At 69.9% G+C, this 23,509-nt stretch carries 27 protein-coding genes; 22 read left to right on the top strand and 5 right to left on the bottom strand.

Annotation, left to right across the window (positions count from 1 at the left end; translation table 11 throughout):
- The first annotated feature begins 217 nt into the window (after window positions 1-217).
- The 4 genes from sdhC to FHW79_RS03945 are packed head-to-tail and all read left to right on the top strand — an operon-like array spanning window position 218 to window position 3,609.
- A complete protein-coding gene (sdhC, locus tag FHW79_RS03930; protein WP_014241603.1) occupies window positions 218-607 on the top strand; it encodes a succinate dehydrogenase, cytochrome b556 subunit in 390 nt (129 codons plus the stop codon).
- An 11-nt stretch (window positions 608-618) separates the two neighbouring features.
- Window positions 619-1,014 (top strand): succinate dehydrogenase, hydrophobic membrane anchor protein, encoded by a 396-nt coding sequence (gene sdhD, locus FHW79_RS03935; RefSeq protein WP_035675804.1) that lies wholly within the window; start codon window positions 619-621, stop codon window positions 1,012-1,014.
- Window positions 1,015-1,020: 6 nt separating this feature from the next.
- Complete coding sequence (gene sdhA, locus FHW79_RS03940) at window positions 1,021-2,802, top strand: succinate dehydrogenase flavoprotein subunit (RefSeq protein WP_035675802.1); 1,782 nt, start codon at window positions 1,021-1,023, stop codon at window positions 2,800-2,802.
- A gap of 30 nt (window positions 2,803-2,832) precedes the next feature.
- Window positions 2,833-3,609 (top strand): succinate dehydrogenase iron-sulfur subunit, encoded by a 777-nt coding sequence (locus FHW79_RS03945; RefSeq protein ID WP_014241601.1) that lies wholly within the window; start codon window positions 2,833-2,835, stop codon window positions 3,607-3,609.
- Window positions 3,610-3,693: 84 nt separating this feature from the next.
- On the opposite strand, the gene FHW79_RS03950 is transcribed toward FHW79_RS03945, so the two are convergent.
- Window positions 3,694-3,897, bottom strand: a complete 204-nt coding sequence (locus FHW79_RS03950; RefSeq protein ID WP_183177756.1) for a hypothetical protein — start codon at window positions 3,895-3,897, stop codon at window positions 3,694-3,696.
- A gap of 153 nt (window positions 3,898-4,050) precedes the next feature.
- Here FHW79_RS03950 and FHW79_RS03955 point away from each other — a divergent pair, with 153 nt between their 5' ends.
- Both FHW79_RS03955 and FHW79_RS03960 read left to right on the top strand, forming a co-directional pair.
- Window positions 4,051-4,899: a branched-chain amino acid aminotransferase gene (locus FHW79_RS03955; RefSeq protein WP_183177757.1), complete on the top strand. Its 849-nt coding sequence runs from the start codon at window positions 4,051-4,053 to the stop codon at window positions 4,897-4,899.
- Between the two features lie 137 nt (window positions 4,900-5,036).
- The gene (locus tag FHW79_RS03960; RefSeq protein WP_183177758.1) at window positions 5,037-5,615 is read left to right on the top strand and encodes a hypothetical protein; all 579 of its coding nucleotides are present in this window, start codon (window positions 5,037-5,039) and stop codon (window positions 5,613-5,615) included.
- Between the two features lie 13 nt (window positions 5,616-5,628).
- Here FHW79_RS03960 and FHW79_RS03965 read toward each other — a convergent pair whose 3' ends face one another.
- Window positions 5,629-5,904 carry a hypothetical protein gene (locus FHW79_RS03965; protein ID WP_247884174.1) on the bottom strand — a complete coding sequence of 92 codons (276 nt, stop codon included), beginning with the start codon at window positions 5,902-5,904 and terminating at the stop codon, window positions 5,629-5,631.
- Window positions 5,905-6,044: 140 nt separating this feature from the next.
- Window positions 6,045-6,677 carry a helix-turn-helix transcriptional regulator gene (locus FHW79_RS03970; RefSeq protein WP_014241596.1) on the bottom strand — a complete coding sequence of 211 codons (633 nt, stop codon included), beginning with the start codon at window positions 6,675-6,677 and terminating at the stop codon, window positions 6,045-6,047.
- Between the two features lie 196 nt (window positions 6,678-6,873).
- On the opposite strand from FHW79_RS03970, the gene FHW79_RS03975 reads away from it, so the two are divergent.
- The 7 genes from FHW79_RS03975 (at window position 6,874) to FHW79_RS04005 (ending at window position 13,213) form a co-directional block, all read left to right on the top strand.
- On the top strand, window positions 6,874-7,239 hold the full coding sequence (locus tag FHW79_RS03975) for a hypothetical protein (protein WP_183177760.1): 366 nt from the start codon (window positions 6,874-6,876) through the stop codon (window positions 7,237-7,239).
- Complete coding sequence (locus FHW79_RS03980) at window positions 7,236-7,646, top strand: hypothetical protein (RefSeq protein ID WP_348984034.1); 411 nt, start codon at window positions 7,236-7,238, stop codon at window positions 7,644-7,646. The genes FHW79_RS03975 and FHW79_RS03980 overlap by 4 nt, the downstream gene beginning before the upstream one ends.
- 66 nt (window positions 7,647-7,712) lie before the next feature.
- Window positions 7,713-8,144, top strand: a complete 432-nt coding sequence (locus FHW79_RS33200) for a hypothetical protein (protein WP_183177761.1) — start codon at window positions 7,713-7,715, stop codon at window positions 8,142-8,144.
- 4 nt (window positions 8,145-8,148) lie between these two features.
- A complete protein-coding gene (locus FHW79_RS03990; protein ID WP_183177762.1) occupies window positions 8,149-9,654 on the top strand; it encodes a portal protein in 1,506 nt (501 codons plus the stop codon).
- The gene (locus tag FHW79_RS03995) at window positions 9,647-9,919 is read left to right on the top strand and encodes a hypothetical protein (RefSeq protein WP_183177763.1); all 273 of its coding nucleotides are present in this window, start codon (window positions 9,647-9,649) and stop codon (window positions 9,917-9,919) included. Before FHW79_RS03990 ends, FHW79_RS03995 begins: the two co-directional genes overlap by 8 nt.
- A gap of 25 nt (window positions 9,920-9,944) precedes the next feature.
- Complete coding sequence (locus FHW79_RS04000; protein WP_183177764.1) at window positions 9,945-10,646, top strand: hypothetical protein; 702 nt, start codon at window positions 9,945-9,947, stop codon at window positions 10,644-10,646.
- A gap of 221 nt (window positions 10,647-10,867) precedes the next feature.
- A complete protein-coding gene (locus FHW79_RS04005; RefSeq protein WP_183177765.1) occupies window positions 10,868-13,213 on the top strand; it encodes an EAL domain-containing protein in 2,346 nt (781 codons plus the stop codon).
- Between the two features lie 56 nt (window positions 13,214-13,269).
- Here FHW79_RS04005 and FHW79_RS04010 read toward each other — a convergent pair whose 3' ends face one another.
- Window positions 13,270-13,707, bottom strand: a complete 438-nt coding sequence (locus tag FHW79_RS04010) for a PRC-barrel domain-containing protein (RefSeq protein WP_183177766.1) — start codon at window positions 13,705-13,707, stop codon at window positions 13,270-13,272.
- 419 nt (window positions 13,708-14,126) lie between these two features.
- Between FHW79_RS04010 and FHW79_RS04015 the strand changes: the two genes are divergently transcribed.
- The 9 genes from FHW79_RS04015 (at window position 14,127) to FHW79_RS04055 (ending at window position 23,085) form a co-directional block, all read left to right on the top strand.
- On the top strand, window positions 14,127-14,945 hold the full coding sequence (locus FHW79_RS04015) for a phage capsid protein (RefSeq protein WP_183177767.1): 819 nt from the start codon (window positions 14,127-14,129) through the stop codon (window positions 14,943-14,945).
- Between the two features lie 37 nt (window positions 14,946-14,982).
- Entirely contained in the window at window positions 14,983-15,252 is a 270-nt protein-coding gene (locus FHW79_RS04020) for a hypothetical protein (RefSeq protein ID WP_183177768.1), read from the top strand.
- Between the two features lie 176 nt (window positions 15,253-15,428).
- Window positions 15,429-15,998 (top strand): hypothetical protein, encoded by a 570-nt coding sequence (locus tag FHW79_RS04025; protein ID WP_183177769.1) that lies wholly within the window; start codon window positions 15,429-15,431, stop codon window positions 15,996-15,998.
- Window positions 15,998-17,893 carry a hypothetical protein gene (locus tag FHW79_RS04030; protein ID WP_183177770.1) on the top strand — a complete coding sequence of 632 codons (1,896 nt, stop codon included), beginning with the start codon at window positions 15,998-16,000 and terminating at the stop codon, window positions 17,891-17,893. The genes FHW79_RS04025 and FHW79_RS04030 overlap by 1 nt, the downstream gene beginning before the upstream one ends.
- Window positions 17,893-18,558 carry a hypothetical protein gene (locus tag FHW79_RS04035; protein WP_183177771.1) on the top strand — a complete coding sequence of 222 codons (666 nt, stop codon included), beginning with the start codon at window positions 17,893-17,895 and terminating at the stop codon, window positions 18,556-18,558. Before FHW79_RS04030 ends, FHW79_RS04035 begins: the two co-directional genes overlap by 1 nt.
- 38 nt (window positions 18,559-18,596) lie before the next feature.
- The gene (locus tag FHW79_RS04040) at window positions 18,597-20,627 is read left to right on the top strand and encodes a glycosyl hydrolase family 28-related protein (protein WP_183177772.1); all 2,031 of its coding nucleotides are present in this window, start codon (window positions 18,597-18,599) and stop codon (window positions 20,625-20,627) included.
- Window positions 20,627-22,183 (top strand): phage terminase large subunit, encoded by a 1,557-nt coding sequence (gene terL, locus FHW79_RS04045; protein WP_183177773.1) that lies wholly within the window; start codon window positions 20,627-20,629, stop codon window positions 22,181-22,183. The genes FHW79_RS04040 and terL overlap by 1 nt, the downstream gene beginning before the upstream one ends.
- 87 nt (window positions 22,184-22,270) lie before the next feature.
- Window positions 22,271-22,606, top strand: a complete 336-nt coding sequence (locus FHW79_RS04050; protein WP_109071805.1) for a hypothetical protein — start codon at window positions 22,271-22,273, stop codon at window positions 22,604-22,606.
- Window positions 22,603-23,085, top strand: a complete 483-nt coding sequence (locus FHW79_RS04055) for a cell wall hydrolase (RefSeq protein WP_183177774.1) — start codon at window positions 22,603-22,605, stop codon at window positions 23,083-23,085. The genes FHW79_RS04050 and FHW79_RS04055 overlap by 4 nt, the downstream gene beginning before the upstream one ends.
- 96 nt (window positions 23,086-23,181) lie before the next feature.
- Here the strand turns inward: FHW79_RS04055 and FHW79_RS04060 are convergent, their stop codons facing one another.
- Window positions 23,182-23,430, bottom strand: coding sequence for a hypothetical protein (locus FHW79_RS04060; protein WP_183177775.1), 249 nt, complete (start codon window positions 23,428-23,430; stop codon window positions 23,182-23,184).
- Window positions 23,431-23,509: the final 79 nt, after the last annotated feature.

Genomic DNA, 23,509 nt, shown 5'->3' on the forward strand with positions numbered 1-23,509 from the left:
TGGTAATACCAGCTGCAGCAAAGCCCGTTAGTTTTCAGGCACTTCCCGCGGTGCGCCATTTTGGCCACGGCCAAGTCCCTGCCGTTGACTCGTGTGCGGTAGAGGCGTAATTCAATCGCCAAACACAGCAGGGCTTAAAACTTTCGGTCTCGCATCACCCGCCGTCGCGGCAACAGCCCTCCTTGCCGCGACCGGTCGCCGAACTGAGGACGACGCAATGGCAAACGGCAGCGGTCGGCCGCTCTCTCCGCATCTGCAGGTCTACAAACTCCCCAGGACCGCGCTCCTGTCCATCACGCACCGCATCACGGGCGTTGGGCTGGCCGTGGGCACCCTTCTGCTCACTTGGTGGCTGGTCGCCGCCGCCACCAGCCCCGCCGCGTACGAGCGCGCGCAGCACTTCATCGGCTCCTTCTTCGGGCTGCTGCTGATGTTCGGCTGGTCGCTGGCGCTCTACTATCACCTGTGCAACGGCATCCGGCATCTGGTGTGGGACGCCGGCAAGGCGTTCGAGCTGAGCGAGGCCGACCGCGGCAACCAGATCGTCATCGGCGCGGCGGCCGTGCTGACCGTGCTGACCTGGATCATCGGCCTGGCCGTGTGGTGAGGAGAGAAGACATGGCGTCCAACAGCAAGACCCTCCGCTCGCCGCTGCAGATCGCGCGCGGCCTGGGCTCCGCCAAGCACGGCACCGAGCATTGGTGGCACCAGCGCGTGACCGCCATCGCCCTGGTCCCGCTGACCATCTGGTTCGTCTTCGGGGTGATCCGCCATCTGGGTGCCGACCATGCGGCCTTCGTCGCGTGGCTGCAGTCGCCCTTCTCGGCGCTGATGATGGTGCTGACCGCCGTGGTCACCTTCCACCACGCCCAGGCCGGGCTGCAGGTGGTGATCGAGGACTACGTGCACAATGAGATGGCGAAGATCCTGAGCATCCTGGCCGTGAAAGCCCTGTGCTTCGTGCTGGGTGCCGCCTGCGTCATCGCCGTCCTCAAGATTTCGTTCGGAGCCTGACGAGCCATGGCCGCCTACGATATTATCGATCATTCCTATGACGTCGTCGTCGTCGGTGCCGGCGGTGCGGGCCTGCGCGCCACCTTCGGCATGGCCGAGAAGGGCCTGAAGACGGCGTGCATCACCAAGGTCTTCCCGACCCGCTCGCACACCGTGGCCGCCCAGGGCGGCATCTCGGCGGCGCTCGGCAACATGAGCGAGGACGACTGGCGCTTCCACATGTACGACACCGTCAAGGGGTCGGACTGGCTGGGCGACCAGGACGCCATCGAGTACATGTGCCGCGAGGCCATTCCGGCGATCATCGAGCTGGAGCACTACGGCGTGCCCTTCTCGCGCACGCCGGAAGGCAAGATCTACCAGCGCGCCTTCGGCGGCATGACCGCCCATTACGGCAAGCAGCAGGCCTACCGCACCTGCGCCGCCGCCGACCGCACCGGCCACGCCATCCTGCACACCCTCTACCAGCAGTCGCTGAAGCACGAGGCGGAGTTCTTCGTCGAGTATTTCGCGCTGGACCTCATCATGGAGGACGGCGTCTGCAAGGGCGTGGTGGCCTGGAACCTCGACGACGGCACCATCCACCGCTTCCGCGCCCAGCTCGTCGTTCTGGCGACGGGCGGCTACGGCCGCGCCTACTTCTCCGCCACCTCGGCCCACACCTGCACGGGGGACGGCGGCGGCATGGTGCTGCGCGCCGGCCTGCCGCTGCAGGACATGGAGTTCGTGCAGTTCCACCCGACCGGCATCTACGGCTCCGGCTGCCTCATCACCGAGGGCGTGCGCGGCGAGGGCGGCTACCTCACCAACTCCAACGGCGAGCGCTTCATGGAGCGTTACGCGCCGTCGGCCAAGGACCTCGCCTCGCGCGACGTGGTGTCCCGCTCGATGACCATTGAGATCCGCGAAGGCCGCGGCGTCGGTGAGCACAAGGACCACATCCACCTGCACCTGGAGCATCTCCCGCCGGAGATCATCCACCAGCGCCTGCCCGGCATCGCCGAGACGGCCAAGATCTTCGCCGGCGTCGACGTCACCAAGGAGCCGATCCCGGTTCTACCGACGGTGCACTACAACATGGGCGGCATCCCCACCAACTTCCGGTGCGAGGTCGTCAACCCGACCGCCGAGGACCCGGATCGTGTGGTGCCCGGCCTGATGGCCATCGGCGAGGCGGCCTGCGTGTCGGTGCACGGCGCGAACCGCCTGGGTTCCAACTCGCTGCTCGACCTCGTGGTGTTCGGCCGTTCGGCGGCCATCCGCGCCGCCGAGATCGTCGAGAAGGGCAAGTCGGTGTCGTCGTCCGCCGCCGCGACCGACGTCGCCCTGGAGCGCTTCGACCGCATCCGCAACGCCAAGGGCTCCATCAAGTCGTCGGAGCTTCGCCTGGAAATGCAGCGGACCATGCAGAACAACTGCGCGGTCTTCCGCACCGGCGAGGTGCTGGAGGAGGGCGTCAAGCTCATCGACCAGACCTTCGCGAAGAAGAGCGACATGGCGATCAGCGACCGCTCGCTGGTCTGGAACTCCGACCTCGTCGAAGCCATCGAGCTGGACAACCTGCTGTACCAGGCGGTCGCCACGCTCCACTCGGCGAAGAACCGGCCGGAAAGCCGCGGCGCCCACGCCCGCGAGGACTATCCGGACCGCGACGACGAGAACTGGATGAAGCACACCGTCATCGAGGTGTCGGACAAGGGCGAGACGAAGATCGGGTACCGCCCGGTCCATCTCTACACCCTGACCGACGAGGTCCAGGTGTTCCCGCCCAAGGCCCGCGTCTACTAAGGCGGCAAGAGCAAGGCAAGGATACGAACCATGGTCGAATTCAACCTGCCCGCCAATTCGAAGGTCGGCGTCGGCAAGACCATCAACGCCGCCAGCGGCGCCAAGCGGGCGAAGACCTTCAAGATCTACCGCTGGTCGCCGGATGACGGACAGAACCCGCGGGTCGACACCTACGTCGTCGACCTCGACAAGTTCGGCCCGATGATCCTGGACGCGATCATCTACATCAAGAACAACATCGACTCGACCCTGACCTTCCGGCGCTCCTGCCGCGAGGGTATCTGCGGGTCCTGCGCGATGAACATCGACGGCACCAACACGCTGGCCTGCCTGAAGGCCATCGAAGAGGTGAAGGGCGACGTCAAGATCTACCCGCTGCCGCACATGCCGGTGGTCAAGGATCTTGTCCCCGACCTGAAGCACATCTACGCCCAGCTCGCCTCGATCAAGCCGTGGCTGCAGTCTCAGTCGCCGGCCCCGAGCCGCGAGCGCCTGCAGTCGCCGGAGGACCGCGCCAAGCTGGACGGCCTCTACGAGTGCATCCTGTGCTTCTGCTGCTCGACCTCCTGCCCCAGCTACTGGTGGAACGGCGACCGCTACCTCGGCCCGTCGATCCTGCTCCAGGCTTACCGCTGGATCGTCGACAGCCGCGACGAGATGACGGGCGAGCGCCTCGACAACCTCGAGGACCCGTTCCGCCTCTACCGCTGCCACACCATCATGAACTGCACCAAGGCGTGCCCGAAGGGCCTCAACCCGGCCAAGGCCATCGCCGAGATCAAGAAGCTGATGGTTCAGCGCCGCTGATCCGTCCGTTTCGGTTCACCGATGAAGAACGGGGCGCCTCCGCAAGGGGGCGCCCCGTTTTCTTTGGCCGTTCGGCGTTCCGGCTTACGCGAAGTCGGGATCGGTGGGCCGGGACGGCGGCAGGTCGTCGTTGGGCAGAGGGAAGGGCATGTCCTCCTGCGGGCCGGGGGTCGGCAGGTCCGGGTTGTCGGTCAGGGGCCCCGGGGTGGGAACGTCCTGGCCCGGCGGCGGGAAGGGCGGGGCCGCGCGCAGCGGCTGCGGAAAGGCGCTCGAATAGGTCCAGCCCATGGGTCGGTCGCTCCCGATGTGATGAGGGTGTCCTGCATCAACCGTGTGGCTGGCCCGTCTGCGCAGGTTGACCGGCGGCGATGAGGGGGTATGCTTTTCGAGGGAGCGAACCATCCGGATAGAACCAACCCGAAGCCAAAAAGGGAGAAGATCATGGGCAGCACGGCCGGTCAGGCGTTGAGCTACATCCAGGGCGAATGGATCGCGGGCAACCCCGCCATCGTCGGCCCGATGACTCACGCGCTCTGGCTGTCTTCGGTCGTTTTCGACGGCGCCCGCGCCTTTCAGGGCGTGGCCCCGGATCTCGACCGCCACTGCGCCCGTGTCGTGCGCTCCGCCCAGGTGATGGGTCTTGCCCCCATGCTGACCGCCGGGGAGATCGAGGAGCTGTGCTGGGACGGCATCCGCCGCTTTCCCAAGGAGGCCGAGCTGTACATCCGGCCCATGTTCTATGCGGAGGAGGGCTTCGTCGCGCCCGACGCCGAGAGCACGCGCTTCGTCCTGTCGGTCTACGAGGCGCCCCTGCCCAGTGTCGCCGGCTTTACCGCCTGCCTGTCCAGCCGCCGCCGCCCGGTGCCGGACATGGCGCCGACCGAGGCCAAGGCCGCTTGCCTCTACCCCAACGCCGGGCTGGCCTTGAAGGAGGCGCGGGAGCGGGGTTTCGACAACGCCATCATGCTCGACCCCATCGGCAGCGTGGCGGAGTTCGCGACGGCCAACCTGTTCATTGCCAAGGACGGGGTGGTGCGCACGCCGGTGCACAACGGCACTTTCCTCAACGGCATCACCCGCCAGCGCGTGATCGCCCTGTTGCGCGACGACGGCGTGGCGGTGGAGGAGGCCACCCTGAGCGCCCGCGACGTGCTGGAGGCGGACGAGGTGTTCTCGACCGGCAACTACGCGAAGGTGGTGCCGGTCACCCGTGTCGAGGACCGCCCACTGCACCCCGGCCCCTTGGCCGCGCGGGCGCGGGGGCTTTATTGGGAATTCGCCTTCCGCTGACCCCCGTCGGCTGACCCTGGATGCCAGCCTTCGGGCGGTATGCGGCTCGAAAGCCGGCTTGTTGGGCGGTGCCGTCCGCGGCATGATTTCCCCGCAACGGTGAATCGGTCCATCGAAGGAATCCGTGGAGGAAGGGCATGCAATTCCGCGAACGGCGCCGCGTGATCCAGGTGATCCGAACCGTCTACGATCCGAACCTGAAGCGTGGGCGGTCTGAACTGGTCGGGAAGATCGACAAGGCCGCTCCCGTGGTCACCGACAAGCTGCAGAAGAGCTGCACGCCGGAGGAACTGTCGGAAGTCCTCAGCTATCTGGACGACCGTCACAACCGGCTGCGCAACGAGGCGGTGCGCGCCGGGGCGGAAACCCTGCCGGCCCAGATGCGGGAGGCGGCGGAGTATTTCCGCACCCACCGCGACGGCGACGCGCGGGCCTTCGCCACGGACATCCGCTTGGCGTGGGAGGAGTTGAAAACGGCGTTGCGCGGCTCCGGCTTTTCAAAGAACAAGCTGTTGAAGAAGGCCGCGGAGCGGACCGAGGCGCCGCCGGTCGCTGTACAGGTCACTGCGGAGGAGGTGGCCGAACCGGCGGAGGTTCCGCCCGCCGGGGCGCCGGTTCGCAAGCCGCGCGCAAGGAGTGCGAAGACCGCCCGTGTCGTTGCCCTGAACACAAAGGTTTCCAAGGCGGACGAGTTCGGCGCTCCTCCGGGCGCGTGAAAGCGGCCCCATCTCAAGCCCCCGCAAGAAACAGGAGGCTGGCGGCGTAGCGGTGGTGGGCCAAAGCGGCGGTGAGGCGGGACAGCCACGCGTCGCCAGCGGTCCGGTCGGCGGGCAGCGTACGGCGGCGCCGCGCCGCGCCTTGCCGGGCCTCGGCGGCCAAGCGGCCGTGCAGGCGAAGCGCCGCGGCGCGGGCCAAGGTGGCGTGCCGGTCCGCCCCGTCGAGAAGCGCCGTCCGAAGCACGCCGCGGGGCGGGGCGTCGTCGTGACGGCGTTCAAGATCATCCAAACGATGTGAAACGAGGGACAGCGGAGCGGGGAGTGGACGCGGCGGCGCCCCGGTGGATCCGGTCATCCTTGGACGGTAAGCCTTTTGATGACCGATGTAAAGGATAAATATCCTAGGACAGAGTGCCGCAGGGCTGACGCTTACTGGCTCGCCCAGACGATGCGGGCCATCCAGGCCACCTCCGCGCGCGGGATGCTGCGGTCCGGGTGGGCGCGGTTGATGGAGATCAACTCGATCTTGGTGGCGGTTTCGCGAAGAAGCTGCTTCGCCATCACCTCGCCACCCTTGGTGCGGACGACCACGCGGTCGTTGCGCCGGATCTGCGCGGCGGGCGAGACGATGATGGTGTCGCCGTCGCGGTAGACAGGGTCCATGCTGTCCCCCGCGATTTCCAGGGCATAGGCGTGCGGGTCGCCAATGCTGGGGAACAGAAGCTCGTCCCAGCCGACGCCCGAAGGAAATCCGGCATCATCGAAGAAGCCCGCGTTGCCCGCCTGCGCATAGCCGATGACCGGCACCCGCTGGAGCGAGCCGGCGCCGGCGGCATCGCCGACGAGGCTGACGAACTCCGACAGCGACGCGCCGGTTGCCTCCAGAACCTTGGACACGCTCTCCGTCGAAGGCCAGCGGAGTTTGCCGTCGCCGGTGGTCCGCTTGCTCTTGTTGAAGGTCGTCGGGTCCAGCCCCGCGCGCCGCGCGAGTCCGGAGGCCGACAGCCCGTGCTGGGCCGCGAGGCGGTCAATCGCCCGCCAAATGTCCGCATGTTTGAGCATGGGAGGATAATCACATAAACCGACCAGCCCGTCCCTAGGAACCTATTCATATTTTCCTTGACGAAGGACTTTAATCAGTACATAACGTGAACATGTGTTCGCCAGCCGCGCGTGCCGCGGCTCATCCGGCGCTCCGCCTGAGAGCGAAGCTGCGCCCAGGAACGCAAAAGCTGCAATTCCCAGGGAGACCTCACGCATGGTCCATCACCGCAACACGTTCATGGTTCTGTCCGATGTCGTCGGGGAACCGTTCGGCAGCGCGGAGGAGGCGTGGTTCTGGTCGGTCCAGGCGCAGGACGCCAAGGCCGCCGGCGCGCGCATCGCCGCCGGCCGCGGGCTGGTCCAGCGCCCGTGCGAGCCCGGCGACGTGCTGTGCGCGGTGGACCGGCTGTACCGCCGCCGACTGCTGATCCGCGACCATCTGCACGTGCTGGTCCATTACGGGCGCCGCCTGATGGCGCCGGACCCGGCGCGGTACCGCGAGCAGCGCGCCCACACGCTGTGGCGGGAGGCGTTCGACCGGCTCCGCCCGGTGCTGCGCGAGAAAGGCATTGTCCAGTGAGCACGCCGCTGCCCCAGCCCTGCCGGACCTTGGCGGACGCGCCGCGCGCCTGGGTGGTCTTCCGGGGCGAGGCGGAGCTGTGGTGGCTGCGCCTGCTGAAGCCGGGATTTCGCCACTGCTTCGCGTTGCTGCACGACGGGCACCGCTGGGTGATCGTCGATCCACTCTCGCCCTTCACCGACGTGTCGGTCCTCGATCTGCCCGCCGCCTTCGATCTGCCGGGCTGGTACCGCGGGTTGGGCATGGCGGTGACTCCGGCACCGGTACGGCGCGGCCTGACGCGCCCGGCCCCCTGGGCGCCCTTCACCTGCGTCGAGGCGGTCAAGCGTCTGCTGGGGTTGCACGCGCCCGCGGTCCTGACGCCCTGGCAGCTTTACCGACGGCTGGCGCGTCCCGCCGCGTCCTGATCGGCGCCGCCGTCCCGCCCCCGCTTCCAGTCGCCCTGTCTCACCACGAACAAGGACACCCCGCCCATGGCGAACCTGTTCAAGGCGCCGCGGCCGACGGCGCCGCCTGCGCCCGCCCCGGACCCCATCCCGAATCCCGCGCCCATCCCTCAACCCGCGCCGACTCCCACACACGAGCCCGTCCCCGCGCCGGCCCCGGCGCCGGTGGAAGCTCCAGCGCCGGTTCCCGTCACGACGCCCTGGTGGAACACGGCTCCGGAACCGGCTCCGGAACCCGCCGCCCCGGTCGTGGAGGCCCCACCTCCCACGGTTCCACCGGCCGCCGACCCGACCACCCCGGTTCCGGCCACGGAGGAAGAGAAGGACCCGGCCAAGGCCGCAGAGGCGCTGATCCAGCGGCGCAACCGGGGGCGGGCGGGGACGGTCCAGACGTCCTGGCGGGGTGCGCTGGACGTCGGCGCGCTGGTGCCGTTGCGCAAGCGCCTGTTGGGGGAGTGAGGCCGTGAGCGACACCAAGCATGGGCATCGCACGGGCTCCACCCAATCCGCTCCGCCGAACGGGCCGGAGCGTCTGCTGGAGCGCTACCGTGCCGCGCGGGAGCGCCGGTCGGTCTGGGAAAGCCATTGGCAGGACTGCTACGACCACGCCCTGCCCAACGGGCAGCCCTTCCGCGGCGGCGGCACCCCCGGCGAGCGGCGGGTGGACCGGCTGTTCGACGGAACGGCGCCCGACGCCGTGGAACAGCTCGCCGCCAGCCTGCTCGCCGAGCTGACTCCCCCCTGGTCGCGCTGGTTCGGGCTCCAGCCCGGTCCGTCGCTGCCGGACGGAGAGCGCGACCGTGTGGCCCCGATGCTCGACCGCGCCGCCAGCATCGTGCAGGCGCATGTCGACCGCTCCAACTTCGCCGTCGAGATCCATCAGGCCTTCCTCGACCTCGTGACGGTGGGCACCGCCTGCCTGCTGATGGAGGAGGCGCCGCCCGGTGCCGCGTCCAGCCTGCGCTTCACCGCGGTGCCGTTGGCCGAGGCGGTGCTGGAGGAGGGGGCGGACGGACGGCTGGACGGCACCTTCCGGCGCAGCGAGGCGACCCTGGCCCAGATCGAGCGCCGCTTTCCCGGCGTGACCATCCCGGACGAAGTGCGGGAACGCGGCGCTGCGGAACCGGACAGCCGCTTTCCGCTGGTCGAGGCGGTGCTCCCGGACGGGCTGGCCTACCGCTGGACGGTGGTCCTGGACAGCGGGCTGGCCGATCCCGCCACGCTGGCCGAGGGGCGCTTCGCGCAATCGCCGTTCATCAACTTCCGCTGGCTGAAGGCGCCCGGGGAGACCTATGGCCGGTCGCCGGTCATGAAGGCGCTGCCCGACATCAAGACCGCCAACAAGGTGGTGGAGCTGGTGCTGAAGAACGCCTCCGTCGCCGTCACCGGCATCTGGCAGGCCGACGACGACGGGGTGCTGAACCCCGCCACGATCCGGCTGGTGCCGGGGACGATCATCCCCAAGGCGGTGGGGTCGGCCGGGCTGACGCCGCTCGCCAACCCCGGCCGGTTCGACGTGTCGCAGCTCGTGCTCGACGACCTGCGGGCGCGCATCCGCCACGCGCTGCTGGCCGACCGGCTGGGGCCGCTGGACCAGCCGCGCATGACCGCGACCGAGGTGGTCGAACGCTCCGCCGAGATGGCCCGGCTGCTCGGCGCGACCTATGGGCGGCTGCAGGCGGAGCTGCTGACCCCGCTGGTGCTGCGCGCCGTCGGCATCCTGCGCCGCCGCGGCGAGATCCCGGACATCGCGGTGGACGGGCGCACGGTGGCCCTGCAGCACCGCTCGCCTCTGGCCCAGGCGCAGGCGCAGCGGGACGTCCAGGCGACGCTGCGCTGGCTGGACACCGCGCGGCAGCTCGGCCCGGAGGCGCTGTCGGCGGTGGACGTCGCGGCGACCGCGCGCTGGCTGGGCGAGGCCTTCGGCGTGCCCGGCAAGCTGGTGCGGGCGGAGGCGCCGCATGGCTGAGCCGGCAGGATCGCACAAAGCCGGGTGGGACTGGCTGGAAGGCGTGCCGCCCGCCGATGCCGTTCCGGCGGGCGATCCGGCGCCCAGCTTCGCCCGCTGCTTCGCCGGGCCGGACGGGGCGCGGGTGCTGGCCACGCTGAAGGCCATGACGCTGGAGCGCACGCTCGGCCCCGACGCCTCCGACGCCGCGCTGCGCGACCTGGAGGGTCAACGCCGTCTGGTCGCCCTCATCCTCGCCCTGATCGCCCGCGGGCAGGGCGCCTGATTCCTTCATCGACAAGGAGCTTTCCATGGCCGAAAACCTGCTGACGTCTACCGTTCCCGGCGCCCCGCCCGCGGTACCCGAGAAATTCCGCGATCCGGAGACCGGCGCGGTGCGCGTGGAGGCGCTGCTGAAGTCCTACCTGGAGCTGGAGCGCAAGCTGTCCGCACCCGCATTCGGTGATGGCGAACGGCCCGACCTGCTGGCGCCGCCGGGTGTGCCGGACGGGCCGGAAGGTTATTGCATCGCCTGCGATCACGGGCTGTTCGAGCCGGACCCGGCGATCAACGGCCGCCTGCACGGCGCCGGCTTCACGCCGGAGCAGGCCCAACTCGTCTATGACCTCGCCGCCGAGCGGCTGGTCCCGCTGATTCAGGAACTGGCCGCCGAGTTCCAGGCGGAACGCGAGGTCGAACGGCTGTCCGCCCAGTTCGGCGGGACCGAGCGCTGGCGGGAGGTGTCGCGGCAGCTCCACGCCTGGGCGGTGAAGAACCTGCCGGCCGCGGCGGTGGAAGGCCTCTCGACCACCTATGAGGGGGTGATGGCGCTTCACCGGATGATGACGGGCGGCGAACCGGCGGCCCTGTCCATGCCGGCCGGCGCGCCATCCGCCGGTGGGGAAGCGGAATTGCAGGCGCTGATGCGCGACCCCCGCTATTGGCGGGACCGCGATCCGGGAGTGGTGTCGAAGGTGACCGACGGGTTCCGGCGCCTGTACCCAACCGCCTGATCAATCACCGGTCCGGCGGCGCGGCGCGCTTCGCGAAAGAGCTTTGCGAAGCCGCGCCGCGCCGGATGGGCGAAATGTCGCAGCCTGTTTGAAAGCGGTGCGGGAAGGCCGGAGCGGGCAACTTGGACGTTGCGTGTTTGAAATAAAAAAGCGACGCTTTCGCGCAGAATGACAGCCGGCCCAAGCAGAGGCCGGGTGGGATAACCGCCGCCGGAATCGCGATGACGCTGCGCCGCAAGATCCACTGGCTGACCTGGATCGGCCTGATCGGCTGCCTCATGGCGGCAATACCGGCGCTTTACCTGCTGCGCAGCGGTTTGATCACGGAACGGGAACGGCTGACCCACGCGCTGGTCGGGTCGGCGCACGCCATGCTTGGCGAAATCAACGCGGCCATCGAGGCGGGCGCCCTGCCGCGGGACGAAGGCCAGGGGCAGGCGCGGCTGGCGCTGCGGGCGCTCGGGCGCGATCCCTTCCATGTCAGCGTCTTCACCGACGGGCGCGTGCCAGACGGGTGGATGGGCGAGGGCCACGCGGTCCGCGCCAGCCAGACCTTCGAACCCTGGGGCTGGGCCATCGCGGCGGCCAGCGGAACCGACGACCTCGACCGCGAATTCGCCATGGAGGCCCTGGCCTTCGTCCTGTTCATCGGCGTCCTGCTGGTGCTGAGCTGGCCGCTGTCGGTGTTCCTGTCGCAGCATGTGCTGGGCCCCATCGAGGCGCTGTCGGAGCGGATGGAACGGCTGACCGAAGGGCAGACCGGCATCGACATCCCCGGCCGCGACCGCAAGGACGAGTTCGGTGCCATGGCCCGCGCCATGGACTATTTCCGGCAGGCCGCCGAGGCGCTGATCGTGCGCGACGAGCGTTTGTTCGGCATCATGAACAACATCGGCGAAGCCATCGTGCTGGTCGGCGAGGACGGCCGGGTCCAAGAGCACAACCCCGCCGCCGTCGCGCTGTTCGGCGTGCCGGCGGAGCGGCTCGACGGCCATCGCTTCGCCGACCTGTTCGCCGAGGAGGACCGCGAGCGGGTCGCCCGACTGCTTGGCCTGGGTCCCGGGCCGGGGATGCCGGCCGAGGACGGTGCGGCGGGGGCGGGCACCGGCGGCCGCACGGAGCGCGCCGAGGAACTGGCGATCGAGCGCGAGGACGGGCGGATCGACGCTTCGCTCTCCCTGTCCTGCCTGGATGTGCAGGGGCAGCGCAGCTACGTCTGCGCGTTGGCCGACATGACGGAACGGCTGCGCCATGAGCGGGAGCTGCTGCGGCTGGCCACGCGCGACCGGCTGACTGGCTTGCCGAACCGCGCCCTCATCGAGTCGCTGCTCGACACCTCGATCGAGCGGGCGCGCCGCCATGGCCGCCGCTTCGCGGTGCTGTGCCTGGACCTGTCGCGCTTCAAGCTGATCACCGACACGCTGGGCCACCACGCCGGGGACCTGCTTCTGCAGGAGGTCGCCTCGCGGATCGTCGTCACGGTGCGGGCGAGCGACACGGTGGGGCGCATCGGCACCGACGACTTCGCGGTGATCCTCGACGAGGTGGGCGAGGCGAAGGAGGCCGAGATCGCCGCCCAGCGCATTCTGGCCGCCTTCGATGAGCCGGTGCTGCTGATGGGGACGGAGCATTACGTCCGCCCGTCGATCGGCATCGCCCTGTTCCCCGACCATGCCGACAGCGCGCAGGAACTCATCCGCTCCGCCGATACCGCGCTCTACGCGGCCAAGCGGGCCGGCGGCAAGCGCCACGCCTTCTTCCGCAAGGAGTTGGCCGACCAGGCGCACCGCCATCTGGCGCTGGACCGCGACCTGCGGGCGGCGCTGGCGCGCGGGGAGTTCCAGCTCCACTACCAGCCCAAGGTGTCGCTGGTCGATCAGTCGCTGGAGGGGTTCGAGGCGCTTCTGCGCTGGGACAAGCCCGGCTTCGGGATGATCCCGCCCGGCGAGTTCATCCCGGTCGCCGAGGACACCGGCTTCATCGTGCCGCTCGGCGACTGGGTGCTGGACGAGGCCTGCCGCCAGTTGCGGGAGTGGATCGACCGCGGGCTGGAGCCGGTGCCGGTGGCCGTCAACATCTCTCCGCGCCACCTGCGCCAGCGCTCCGCCGAGGACTTCCGCCGCATCATCGACCGCCACCGCCTGTCGCCCGATCTGGTTGAGCTGGAGATCACCGAGGGCGCGGTGATGCAGGACATGGACCACGCCCTGTCCGTCCTGGCCGCGCTGAAGGCCATGGGCATCCGCGTGGCGGTGGACGATTTCGGCACCGGCCATTCCTCGCTGAGCTACCTGAAGCGGCTGCCGGTGACGACGCTGAAGATCGACCGCTCCTTCGTGAACGGCGTTCCGAGCGAGCGGGAAGACAACGGCATCGTCTCCACCATCATCGCCATGGCCGACATGCTGGGGCTCGACGTGGTGGCGGAGGGGGTGGAGAAGCCGGAGCAGGCCAATTTCCTGCGGCACCACAACTGCACCCTGGTCCAGGGCTGGCTGACCGGACGCCCCGTTCCCGCCGGGCAGGCCGCCGACCTGCTGGCCGTGCGGCTGCGCCGGACGGCGTGAGAGGGAAGAACCGGGGGCCGTCGCCCCCGGTCCGTCCTCCCGATTCGGCCCTGACGTCAGCGCAGCGCGCCCTTGACGTCCTCGTACTTGTCCTTCTGCCAGGACTCCAGGCCCTTGAGGTCGTTCTCCGTCATGTCGACGGTCAGGCGCTTGCCCTTCATGTGCAGCCGCTCCAGCGGCAGGACAACGTCCTTGTCGCTGAAGTCGGCGATGTGATCGACATCGATCACCGCGAAGGTCTGGCCGCCCTTGCGGACGATGCCCTCGATCTCGGCGATGTCCTTGCCGTCGCTGCCGTAGACGTCCTTCCCCTTGAGCTGGGCAGCGGTCATTTTCGCGACCGCCGGGTCGAGCGAGCCGTGGGTGGCGGCGACCTGTCCGGTCGCCTTGTTGCTCGGGACCTCCTTGGCGGCGGTTCCGGACGTGCTTTCGGCCAGGGCCGGCGTGGCGAGCAGAAGCGCTGCGACGCCGCAGGCGGTGATGATCGTCTTCATGAAGCGTGTTCCTTTTTTATGCCGTGTTTTCGGGCCGTTGAGGCCAACCGTTCAACAGCGTGGCTTCGGGGGATATTCCGTTCCCCGAGGGAGTACCGCGGCAAGGGAATGGCTTCGCATCAAAGGAAAATATTCTTGACATGACAGGCCGCATGTCCTAGAAACTCTCTTGCCAACGCCCGTCGTGCGTCCCCTCACGCGGTGGGCCGCGGCATCCCGAACCTCCCCTCCATGCCTGTCCTGAAAGAGGCTGGCCGGACAACCGAAAGGCCCGGCCAGCCTCTTTCTTTTTCGCGCTTCGCCCGCGGCCGGGCGCGCGTCCCCTTGTCCTTTTCCGGGACCGGGCGCGCCCGACAACCGGGTGGCGGAATGCTTCCCGCCGGACGGGACCCCGCAGAACGCGAAAGGAATACAGTCCAATGTCCACCTCGGTCGCCCAGGCTTTCGTCAAGCAGTTCGAACGTGAAGTGCACGACGCCTACCAGCGCATGGGCTCCAAGCTGCGCAACACGGTGCGCACCAAGAACAACGTCCAGGGCGCCTCCACCGTCTTCCAGAAGGTCGGCAAGGGCACCGCGTCGACCAAGGCGCGCCACGGCGCCGTTCCGGTGATGAACCTGGACCACACGCCGGTCGAATGCACACTCTACGACTTCTACGCCGGCGACTGGGTCGACCGGCTGGACGAGCTGAAGACCAACATCGACGAGCGGCAGATCATCGCTGGCGCCGGCGCCTACGCGCTGGGTCGCAAGACCGACGAGCTCATCCTCGGCGAGCTGAACAAATCCACCAACTTCGCGGGCGGTTCCAGCGACGGGCTGACCAAGGCGAAGGTGCTGACGGCCTTCGAGAAGCTGGGCGAGTCCGACGTGCCGGACGACGGCCAGCGCTACGCCGTCGTCGGCTGGAAGCAGTGGAGCCAGCTCCTGGGCATCGACGAGTTCGCCAGCACCGAATATGTCGGCGCCGACGAGCTGCCCTGGCGCGGCACCCAGGCCAAGCGCTGGCTGGGCACGCTGTGGATGCCCCATTCCGGCCTGAAGGCGGAGGGCGGCGTGCGGCTGTGCCACTGGTACCACAAGACGGCCGTCGGTCACGCCTCCGGCGCCGACGTGAAGACGGACATCTCCTGGCACGGCGACCGTGCCGCGCATTTCGTCAACAACATGATGTCGCAGGGCGCCGGACTGATCGACGCGGCGGGCGTCGTCACCCTGCGCTGCCTGGAAGCCTAACGCCCTCCCTGCCGACGATCGAAACGGAGTTTTCCCCATGGCCTATCTTCCGAAGGACCTGAGCGTCCTCGCCTACGCCAACGGCTTCACCCTGTGGCACTACACGACGCCGGACGCCGCCACGCTGGTGGACAACAGCGGCTATTTCAACGGCGCGTCCGACCTGCTGCGCGGCGGCGACATGATCCTGGCCAACACCGGCACTGCCGGGACGCCCGCCGCCGGCGTCTTCGTGGTCGCCGCCAACGCGGCGGGGGTGGTGGATGTCACCAACCTGTCGCCCTTCGGCGCGTCCAACACGGACTGACGGACATCGTTCGATTTTCCCTCTCCCGCCCCGGGAGAGGGAAGGGGCCCGCGCAACGCGCGGGAAGGGTGAGGGTGCCGGCAACGGGCTGGCGCTCGATCTTTGCAACCACCTCACCCGCCCGCTTCGCGGGCCCCCTCTCCCGGGGCGGGAGAGGGCTTTGGAGGATCGATCCCATGGCATTGACGGCTATCGGGCTGTGCAGCCGCGCGCTCATCAAGATCGGGGCGACGGCGATCACCGCCTTCGACGAGGGCTCCGCCGAGGCGGAGGTCGCGGCGGCGCTCTTTGAGCCGGCGCGCGACGCGCTGCTGTCGGCCAACGCCTGGAGCTTCGCCACCCGGCAGGCCCGGCTGCCGCGGCTGGCCGACGACCCGGTCGCCGATTACGGCGCGGCCTTCCAGCTTCCCGCCGACTTCCTGCGCGCGCTCGCCGCCGGGTCGGGTGGGCGGGGCCGCGGGCTCGACTACCGCATCGCCGGGCGGGCGCTACACGCGGCGTCCGACGCGGTGGTGCTGACCTATGTCGGGCGCCCGGCGGAGGAGGATTTTCCCGCCTTCTTCGATCAGGCGCTGATCGCCCGGCTGGCCGCGGAGTTCTGCATTCCGCTGACCGAGAGCACGAGCCGGGCGGAACTGCTGCAGCGGCTGGCCGAGAGCGAGTTCCGCCGCGCCCGCCAGATCGACGCCCTGCAGGACAGCCAGCCGGGCTTCGAGGATTTCACCCTGATCGACGCGAGGGGCTGATGGCGCGGGTTCGTCAGGTGAAGACCAACTTCACGGCGGGGGAGATCTCGCGCCGGCTGCTCGGGCGCGGCGACCTGCGCGCCTACGACAACGGGGCGCTGGCGCTGCGCAACCTGTTCATCCACCCGACGGGCGGGGTGACGCGCCGCTCCGGCCTCGCCTTCGTCGATCCGGCCCGCGGCGACGGGCGGCTGGTCGCCTTCGAGTTCAACACGGAACAGACCTACCTGCTGGTCTTCTCCGAGGGGCGGATCGACGTCTACGGCAACGACGCGCCCATCGCCAGCGTGGAGGCCCCCTGGACCGCCGCCCAGCTTCCCCAGATCACCTGGACGCAGAGCGCCGACACGCTGCTGGTCTGCCACCCCGACGTGCCGCCGCGCAAGCTGACCCGCAGCGGCGCCGACGCCTGGGCGCTGACCGGCTGGAGCTACGTCGCGGAGGGGGAGCGGGTGGCGATGCCCTTCTACCGCTTCGCCGATCCCGCCGTGACGCTGACCCCGTCGGGCACCGACGGGCTGGTGACGGTGACCGCCTCCGCCCCGGTCTTCGACCCGAAGCAGGAGGGCACCCGCCTGCGCATCCAGGGCAAGCAGCTTCGTGTGGAAGGGGTGGTGTTGGCGACGCAGGCCACCGCGACGGTGCTGGAGACGCTGGCCGGAACCGCCGCGACGACGGCCTGGGACGAGCAGTCCTTTTCGCCGCGGCGCGGCTGGCCGGTGTCGGCGGCCTTCCATCAGGACCGGCTGGTCATCGGCGGGTCGCGCGACCTGCCCAACCGGCTGTGGCTGTCGCGTTCCGCCGACCTGTGGAACTTCGACCTCGGCACCGGGCAGGATGACGAGGCCATCGAGTTCGGCATCCTGTCCGATCAGGTGAACGCGGTGCGCGCCGTCTTCTCCGGACGCCATCTCCAGGTCTTCACCTCCGGCGCGGAATACATGGTGTCGGGCGATCCGCTGACCCCGCAGAACATCCAGGTGCACCGGCAGACGCGCATCGGCTCGCCCGTGGACCGCTCCGTGCCGCCGCGCGATGTCGACGGGGCCACCCTGTTCGTCTCGCGCAACGGGCGGGAGATTCGCGAATTCCTCTACACCGACACCGAGGCCGCTTATCAGGCCAACGATCTGGCGCTGCTCGCCCGCCATCTGGTGGTGAAGCCGCGCGACCAGGATTACGACCAGGGCCGCCGCCTGATGTTCGTGGTGATGGAGGACGGCGCCCTGTGCGCCCTGACCGTCTACCGGCTGGAGCAGGTGACCGCCTGGACCCGGCTGGAGACGGACGGGGCGGTGCGCTCCGTCGCGGTGGTCGGCGACGAGGTCTACGCGCTGGTCGACCGTGCCGGGCGGTGGAGCGTGGAGCGCTTCGACGACGGGCTGAACCTCGACGCCGCCCTGGTCGGCGACCATGACACCCCAACCGCGGTATGGAGCGGGCTGGACCATCTGGAGGGGCGGACCGTCGCGGTGGTCGCCGACGGGACGGTGCGCGCCGACGCCACCGTCGCCGCCGGCAAGATCGTGCTCGACCCGCCGGCCCGCCACGTCGAGGCCGGGCTGCCCTACAGCCACCGCATCGAGCCGCTGCCGGTCAGCCTGCTCGGTCAGGCGGGCGGGACGGACGCGGTGCGGCTGGTCTCCGTCGGCTTCCGGCTGGAGGAGACGGCGGCGCTCCACGCCGACCTGGGGCGCGGTCTTCAGGAACTGCCGCTGCACCGGACGGGGCCGCAGGCCGCGGGCGGTGTCCCGGCGCTGGTCTCCGGGGACCGCAAGCTGCGGGCGCTGGGCTGGCGGCGCGACAGCGACCGGCCGCTGTGGAGCATCCGGCAGGACGCGCCGCTGCCCTTCACGCTTTTGTCCGTAACCATGGAATTGAGGGTGAACGACTGATGGGCGGAATCACGACCCTGGCCACGGCGGCGCTGCCGCTGGCCAACTCCGTCGCCGACACGGTGGACCGCGTCTCCGGCACCTCGGACAGCGCGCGCCGGCAGCAAGCCGCCGACGAGCGCCGCTACGCCCAGCAGGCGGAGCAGCAGCGCCTGCAATGGCAGCGCGAGGACGAACTGCGCCGCCAGGACCAGGAGCTTCAGCGCCAGAAGGAGGAGCAGGCCCGCGCCGAGGCGGAGCGACAGCGCAGCCGCGAGATGGACTGGCTGGCGCAGAGCCAGAACCTGGCCGCCCAGCAACTCCGCGCCGGGCAGGCCGCCACGCTGGCGGACAAGGAAGGCGACGCCCGCACGCGGCTGGCCCAGATGTCCGCCGCCACGCAATCCGACGAGCGGCGGCGCGTAGACGCCCTGCGCCGCACCGTGGCGCGCACCCGCGCGACGCTCGGCTCCAACGGGGTCAGCGCGGCCGACGGCTCCGGCGAGGCGATCCTGCTCGGCGTCGTCAAGGACAGCGCCGCGGAGCGCGGGGAGGCGGAGGGTACCGACCGGCTGAAGCGCGAGGCCATCCAGCAGGAGGTGGACAGCGTGCGCCGCCGCAACCTGCTGGAACAGGCGCAACTCGCCGAGCGCCAGCGGCTGGAGTTCATGAGCCGCTTCTACTGACACCCCGGTCCATCCACGCAGCAGGAGGGGGCGCCCCCATGCCCAGCGCAATCGACCTTCCGCGCGGCACCCCGCGCGTCCAATATCTTGCCGACGGCGTGCAGACCGACTTCGTCTTCCCATTCCCGATTTTCGAGGACGGTGACCTCCAGGTCTTCCTGGGGGCGGCGCGGCAGACCACCGGCTATTCGGTCCGCGGCGCCGGAGAGACCGCGGGCGGCACGGTGGCCTTCGCGCCGCCGCCGGAGGCTGGGACGCCCGTGCTGCTGCGCCGCCGCCTGCCCATCGAGCGGATGAGCGACTTCCTGGAGAGCGGGCCGCTTCCGGCCTCCAGCCTGAACCGCGAGTTCGACCAGCTCACCGCGGCGCTCCAGCAGGTGGCCGGCGACCAGGAGTTGATGCTGCGCTACACCGACACCGACCTGCCGGCCTCCAACCGGTTGCCGGAGCGGGCGGTGCGGGCGGGGCAACTCCTGGCGTTCGATACGGTGGGAAATCCCATCGCCCGCCCGCCGGTGAACGAGGAGGCGCTGTCGACCTTCGTCGCCCCCGGTGCCGGAGCGGTGCGCCGCCCGGTGCGCGAGAAGCTGGCCGACGCCCTGTCGGTGAAGGATTTCGGCGCGGTCGGCGACGGCGTCGTGGACGATACGCGGGCGATCCAGACCGCGCTGACCAGCGCGGACGCCGTCCATGTGCCGCCGGGCACCTACCGGATCACCAACACCCTGACCGTGGGCTACGGGCAGACACTGTACGGGGCGGGGCAGAGGTCGGTCATCGCCGGCTCCTCGGGCGCGTTCGACCTGATCCATCTGCCGGACGGCTACGCCACGGTGAGCGGCCTGCGGCTGGAGCGGGGCGACGCCGCGGTGCGGCTGTTCGGGCGGGACGGCCCCTGCGTGCACAACACGCTGAGCGATCTGACCATCTGGGAGCCGCGGGTCGGGCTGCTGCTCGACGGCCACACCGATCCCAACCGGCCCTGCTACTGGAACATGGTGTCGCGCGTGCTCGTGGCCCGCCCGTCGCTGCACGGTGTGTGGCTGACCCGGACGGGGGAGGGCGACACGCCCAACGCCAACCGCTTTTCCATGGTGCGCGTCTACTCCCTGTCGGCACCCATCGCCGGCTGCGGCTTCTTCGTGGAGCAGGGCAAGTACAACAACAGCTTCCAGGACTGCGAGGCCAACCTGTCGACGATGGCGCTGGCCGGATTCCGCGTCGGCGCCAACACCGACAAGACGCTGATCCAGAACTTCTACGCCGAATCGCTGGGCGGCGTGCCGAATGTGCAGCTCGACGCCGGGTCGGTGGAGACGGCCATCGTCAACCTGCTGTCGATGTCCGCCGGCCCGGCCATTTACGACCTGTCGGGCGGCCGCTACACGGCGGTGAACGCCGGCTATCCGGAAAAGAACCGGCTGGCGCGCAGTCGCGTCTCCGAGCTGGTCGTCGAGGCCCTGCGCTACGACACCGAGTATGTGGAGCCGCAAGCGGGCGGCGTGGTCGCGCTGGACCTCGCCAGCTCCATCTATCTGGTCAGCGCCTACAGCGGCGACGTGGAGCTTCGGCTGCCGGCGGCGGGGGCGGCCAACGGCCATGCGGTGACGGTGAAGCGGACCGACGCCTCCACCCACCGCCTGACCATCACCGAGGAGGGCGGGCCGGGCCCGGACGGCCGCACGGCGGCGCTGGGCAACCGCTACGACTTCGTGACCATCGTGTCGAACGGGGCCGGCTGGTGGGTGGTCGGCGGCAACAACCGGCCGGGCAACGCCCATTTCCACGACCAGCCGGGCCTGTTCGAGCCGGACCTGACCCAGGCGCTCTATCTGGTCAGCGCCTTCGGCGGCGCCGTCACGGTGCGGCTGCCGGCGCCGGGGGCGCTCCATGCGGTCGGGCGCACGGTGACGGTCAAGAAGGCCGACGTGTCGGGCAATCCGGTTACCGTCACCGTGCAGGGCGGCGGTGGGCCGGACAATGCCCCGGTGACCCTGAACGCCACCGGCAGCGCGGTCACGGCCATGTCCGACGGCGCCGGCTGGCACATTCTGGGGCGGGTGGCGTGATGGAGGCGGCGGAAACGCGCAAGAAGGGCTTCTTCGCCTTCGTCCAGAACTGGAACCGGCAATCGGAGCTGACCACCCCCCGCCACCATCTGCAGATCGCCGCGTGGCTGGAGCGGCAAGCCGTCGGAGTCGGGTCCTTAGGCATCGGGCCGCGCCTGCTGCTGATGGCCTTTCGCGGGGCGGGCAAGTCGTCCATCGTCGGGCTGTTCGCGGCCTGGATGCTCTACCAGGACCCCAACCGCCGGCTGCTCGTCCTGGCGGCGGACCTGAAGCTGGCCAAGAAGATGGTGCGCAACGTCAAGCGCATCATCGAACGCCATCCCGACACCCGCGGCCTGAAGCCCTCGGCGAAGGAGCGCGACCAGTGGGCCGCCGACCAGTTCACCGTGGTGCGGGCGCAGGAGCTGCGCGACCCCTCCATGGTGGCGGCGGGCGTGGGCGGCAACATCACGGGCAGCCGCGCCGACGTGGTGATCTGCGACGACGTCGAGGTGCCGCGCACCTCCGGCAGTCCGGGCAAGCGCGCCGACCTGCGCGAGAGGCTGGCGGAGATCGACTATCTGCTGGTGCCGGGCGGGGTGCAGCTCTATGTCGGGACGCCGCACAGCTACTACTCCATCTACGCGGAGGAGCCGCGGACGGAGGCGGGCGAGACGCGGCCCTTCCTGGACGGCTTCGCGCGGCTGGTCCTGCCGGTCTACACCGATAGCCCGGACGGCCGGCGCCGCTACGCCTGGCCCCAGCGCTTCGGCGAGGCCCACGTCAACCGCATCCGCAAGACGACCGGCCCCAACAAGTTCACCAGCCAGATGCTGCTGCAGCCGGTCAACGAGGCGGAAGGTTTCCTCGACCCCGACCGTCTGGGCCGCTACGACGGCGAGCTGGAATACCGCGAGTCGGCGGGGCGGGCGGTGCTGACGCTCAACGGCCTGCGCATGGCCTCGGCCTCCTGCTGGTGGGACCCGGCTTTCGCGCGGCCGGCGGCGGAGGGCGGCAAGCCCGGCGATTCCAGCGTCGTCGCCGCGGTGTTCGGCGGCGCGGACGGGCGCTTCTACCTGCACCGCGTGCTCTACCTGTCGGTGGACCCCGGCGATCCGGACACCGAGGCGGAGCAGCAGTGCCTCCAGGTCGCCCGCTTCCTGGAGCGGCACCATCTGCCGGCGGTGCATGTGGAGATCAACGGCATCGGGCGCTTCCTGCCCGGCCTGCTGCGCAAGGCGCTTCGCACGGAGAAGGTCGGCGCCGCCGTGGTCGAGGAGGCCAGCCGCCGCGCCAAGGCGCTGCGCATCCGCGAGGCGTTCGACGCCCTGCTGGCCGACCGCCGGCTGCTCGCCCACGCAACGGTGTGGGAGACGCCCTTCATCCGCGAGATGCGCGAATGGTCGCCGGACGGGCGTTACACGGGCCGCGACGACGGGCTGGACGCGGTGGCCGGCGCACTGTCCTGCGAGCCCTTCCGCTTCGACCGCCAGCCGGCGCCGGGGCGGAAGGCGGACTGGCGCGCCGCGGCGGCGCCGAGCGCGCCCGCAACCCCGGCGGGGGGCTGGGACGTGTGACCATGCCCACAAAGTCCGATGGTCCGACGGGCCGCCTTCCCCGACCGGAAGGCGGCCTTTTCTTTTGTCTTTTTTTGGAGAACGGAGATGCAGGAGTCCATCGACCTGTCCTGGTGGATCACGGCGGTCGAGCTGCCGGTCATGGGCGGGCTGTTCTGGCTGATCGCGCGGTTGCGACGGGACGCCGAGTCCGCGCTGGAGACGGTACGGGCGCGCGCCGAGACCGCCCAGGCGCAGGTCCGCGAGAGTTTGGCCGCATACAAGCTGGAGGTCGCCAAGACCTACGTCTCGGTCGCGACGCTGAAGGATGTGGAGCGGCGGCTGACCGACCATCTGCTGCGCATCGAGACCAAGCTGGAAAACGGCTGCGCGCCGTTCGCCCAGCCTTACGCCCCGCCCTACGGCGACGGAGGCCGCCGATGAGGGTGCGCGTCCTCAAGCCGGAGCCCGGACCGAAGGATCCGCCTCCGGGTCCGTCCGCCGACGTTTCCGGTCACGCCATCGACACGCTCGCCCGCACCCTGTGGGGAGAGGCGCGCGGCGAGTCCGTGCGCGCCATGGAGGCGGTGGCGGCGGTCGTGATGAACCGCGTCGGTCGGGCGCGCGACCACGGGGGGTGGTGGTGGGGGAATGACGTCGCCGCCGTCTGCCGCCTGCCGGGACAGTTTCCCTGCTGGGACCCCGATGCGCCGGGACGGCTGGGGCTGCTGTCGGTCACCGCCGCGGACCCGGTCTTCGCCGCCGCCCAGCGGATCGCCCGCCGGGCGGTGGCCGGTCTGCTCGACGACCCGACGGGTGGAGCGACTCACCTGCACCGGGCGGGGGCGAACCCGCGATGGGCGCAAGGGCGCAGCGTCTGTGCCGAGATCGGCGGGTTCCAGTTCTACGACGACATCGAATGACCTCTCGTTCTGCAACGGCGTCTTCCCGTCGCGCTCCGGCGGGCCGGATAGCCATTCCGGACCGCCGTGGCGGAAGGAGAGGTTGGAACGGACCGGTCAGGCGGCTTCCTTGATCATCGCCAGATAGATCTTCCAGGCCGTCTCGACCGAGACGCCGCCGGCGCGCGACCCGGCGGCCAGCATCGCCGCCGAAGGCTTCAGCGGAACGGGCGTGCTGCTGGGCTCGACGATGGCGGCCAAGGGGGCGCTGTCCACGCTGGACACGATCACCCCATGGATGCGCGAATCAAGCGCGTGTTCCACCGGGCGGCTTTCCTTCACAACATTCATCGCAATCGCGTTCATGGGGCTTCTCCTTGCTTGCCCATCTCTCAGCAAACCCGATGCCAGTTCTGAAAAGTTGCCGCCAATGGGGCGGATGCCT

It is taken from the genome of Azospirillum sp. OGB3 (assembly GCF_014192915.1).
Lineage (GTDB): Bacteria > Pseudomonadota > Alphaproteobacteria > Azospirillales > Azospirillaceae > Azospirillum.

Excerpts from the sequence above, each read along its gene's own strand:
- sdhC (WP_014241603.1), top strand. The coding sequence starts at position 218 with ATGGCAAACGGCAGCGGTCGGCCGCTCTCTCCGCATCTGCAGGTCTAC.
- sdhD (WP_035675804.1), top strand. The coding sequence starts at position 619 with ATGGCGTCCAACAGCAAGACCCTCCGCTCGCCGCTGCAGATCGCGCGC.
- sdhA (WP_035675802.1), top strand. The coding sequence starts at position 1,021 with ATGGCCGCCTACGATATTATCGATCATTCCTATGACGTCGTCGTCGTC.
- FHW79_RS03945 (WP_014241601.1), top strand. The coding sequence starts at position 2,833 with ATGGTCGAATTCAACCTGCCCGCCAATTCGAAGGTCGGCGTCGGCAAG.
- FHW79_RS03950 (WP_183177756.1), bottom strand. The coding sequence starts at position 3,897 with ATGGGCTGGACCTATTCGAGCGCCTTTCCGCAGCCGCTGCGCGCGGCC.
- FHW79_RS03955 (WP_183177757.1), top strand. The coding sequence starts at position 4,051 with ATGGGCAGCACGGCCGGTCAGGCGTTGAGCTACATCCAGGGCGAATGG.
- FHW79_RS03960 (WP_183177758.1), top strand. The coding sequence starts at position 5,037 with ATGCAATTCCGCGAACGGCGCCGCGTGATCCAGGTGATCCGAACCGTC.
- FHW79_RS03970 (WP_014241596.1), bottom strand. The coding sequence starts at position 6,677 with ATGCTCAAACATGCGGACATTTGGCGGGCGATTGACCGCCTCGCGGCC.
- FHW79_RS03975 (WP_183177760.1), top strand. The coding sequence starts at position 6,874 with ATGGTCCATCACCGCAACACGTTCATGGTTCTGTCCGATGTCGTCGGG.
- FHW79_RS33200 (WP_183177761.1), top strand. The coding sequence starts at position 7,713 with ATGGCGAACCTGTTCAAGGCGCCGCGGCCGACGGCGCCGCCTGCGCCC.
- FHW79_RS03995 (WP_183177763.1), top strand. The coding sequence starts at position 9,647 with ATGGCTGAGCCGGCAGGATCGCACAAAGCCGGGTGGGACTGGCTGGAA.
- FHW79_RS04000 (WP_183177764.1), top strand. The coding sequence starts at position 9,945 with ATGGCCGAAAACCTGCTGACGTCTACCGTTCCCGGCGCCCCGCCCGCG.
- FHW79_RS04005 (WP_183177765.1), top strand. The coding sequence starts at position 10,868 with ATGACGCTGCGCCGCAAGATCCACTGGCTGACCTGGATCGGCCTGATC.
- FHW79_RS04010 (WP_183177766.1), bottom strand. The coding sequence starts at position 13,707 with ATGAAGACGATCATCACCGCCTGCGGCGTCGCAGCGCTTCTGCTCGCC.
- FHW79_RS04015 (WP_183177767.1), top strand. The coding sequence starts at position 14,127 with ATGTCCACCTCGGTCGCCCAGGCTTTCGTCAAGCAGTTCGAACGTGAA.
- FHW79_RS04020 (WP_183177768.1), top strand. The coding sequence starts at position 14,983 with ATGGCCTATCTTCCGAAGGACCTGAGCGTCCTCGCCTACGCCAACGGC.
- FHW79_RS04025 (WP_183177769.1), top strand. The coding sequence starts at position 15,429 with ATGGCATTGACGGCTATCGGGCTGTGCAGCCGCGCGCTCATCAAGATC.
- FHW79_RS04030 (WP_183177770.1), top strand. The coding sequence starts at position 15,998 with ATGGCGCGGGTTCGTCAGGTGAAGACCAACTTCACGGCGGGGGAGATC.
- FHW79_RS04035 (WP_183177771.1), top strand. The coding sequence starts at position 17,893 with ATGGGCGGAATCACGACCCTGGCCACGGCGGCGCTGCCGCTGGCCAAC.
- FHW79_RS04040 (WP_183177772.1), top strand. The coding sequence starts at position 18,597 with ATGCCCAGCGCAATCGACCTTCCGCGCGGCACCCCGCGCGTCCAATAT.
- terL (WP_183177773.1), top strand. The coding sequence starts at position 20,627 with ATGGAGGCGGCGGAAACGCGCAAGAAGGGCTTCTTCGCCTTCGTCCAG.
- FHW79_RS04050 (WP_109071805.1), top strand. The coding sequence starts at position 22,271 with ATGCAGGAGTCCATCGACCTGTCCTGGTGGATCACGGCGGTCGAGCTG.
- FHW79_RS04055 (WP_183177774.1), top strand. The coding sequence starts at position 22,603 with ATGAGGGTGCGCGTCCTCAAGCCGGAGCCCGGACCGAAGGATCCGCCT.
- FHW79_RS04060 (WP_183177775.1), bottom strand. The coding sequence starts at position 23,430 with ATGAACGCGATTGCGATGAATGTTGTGAAGGAAAGCCGCCCGGTGGAA.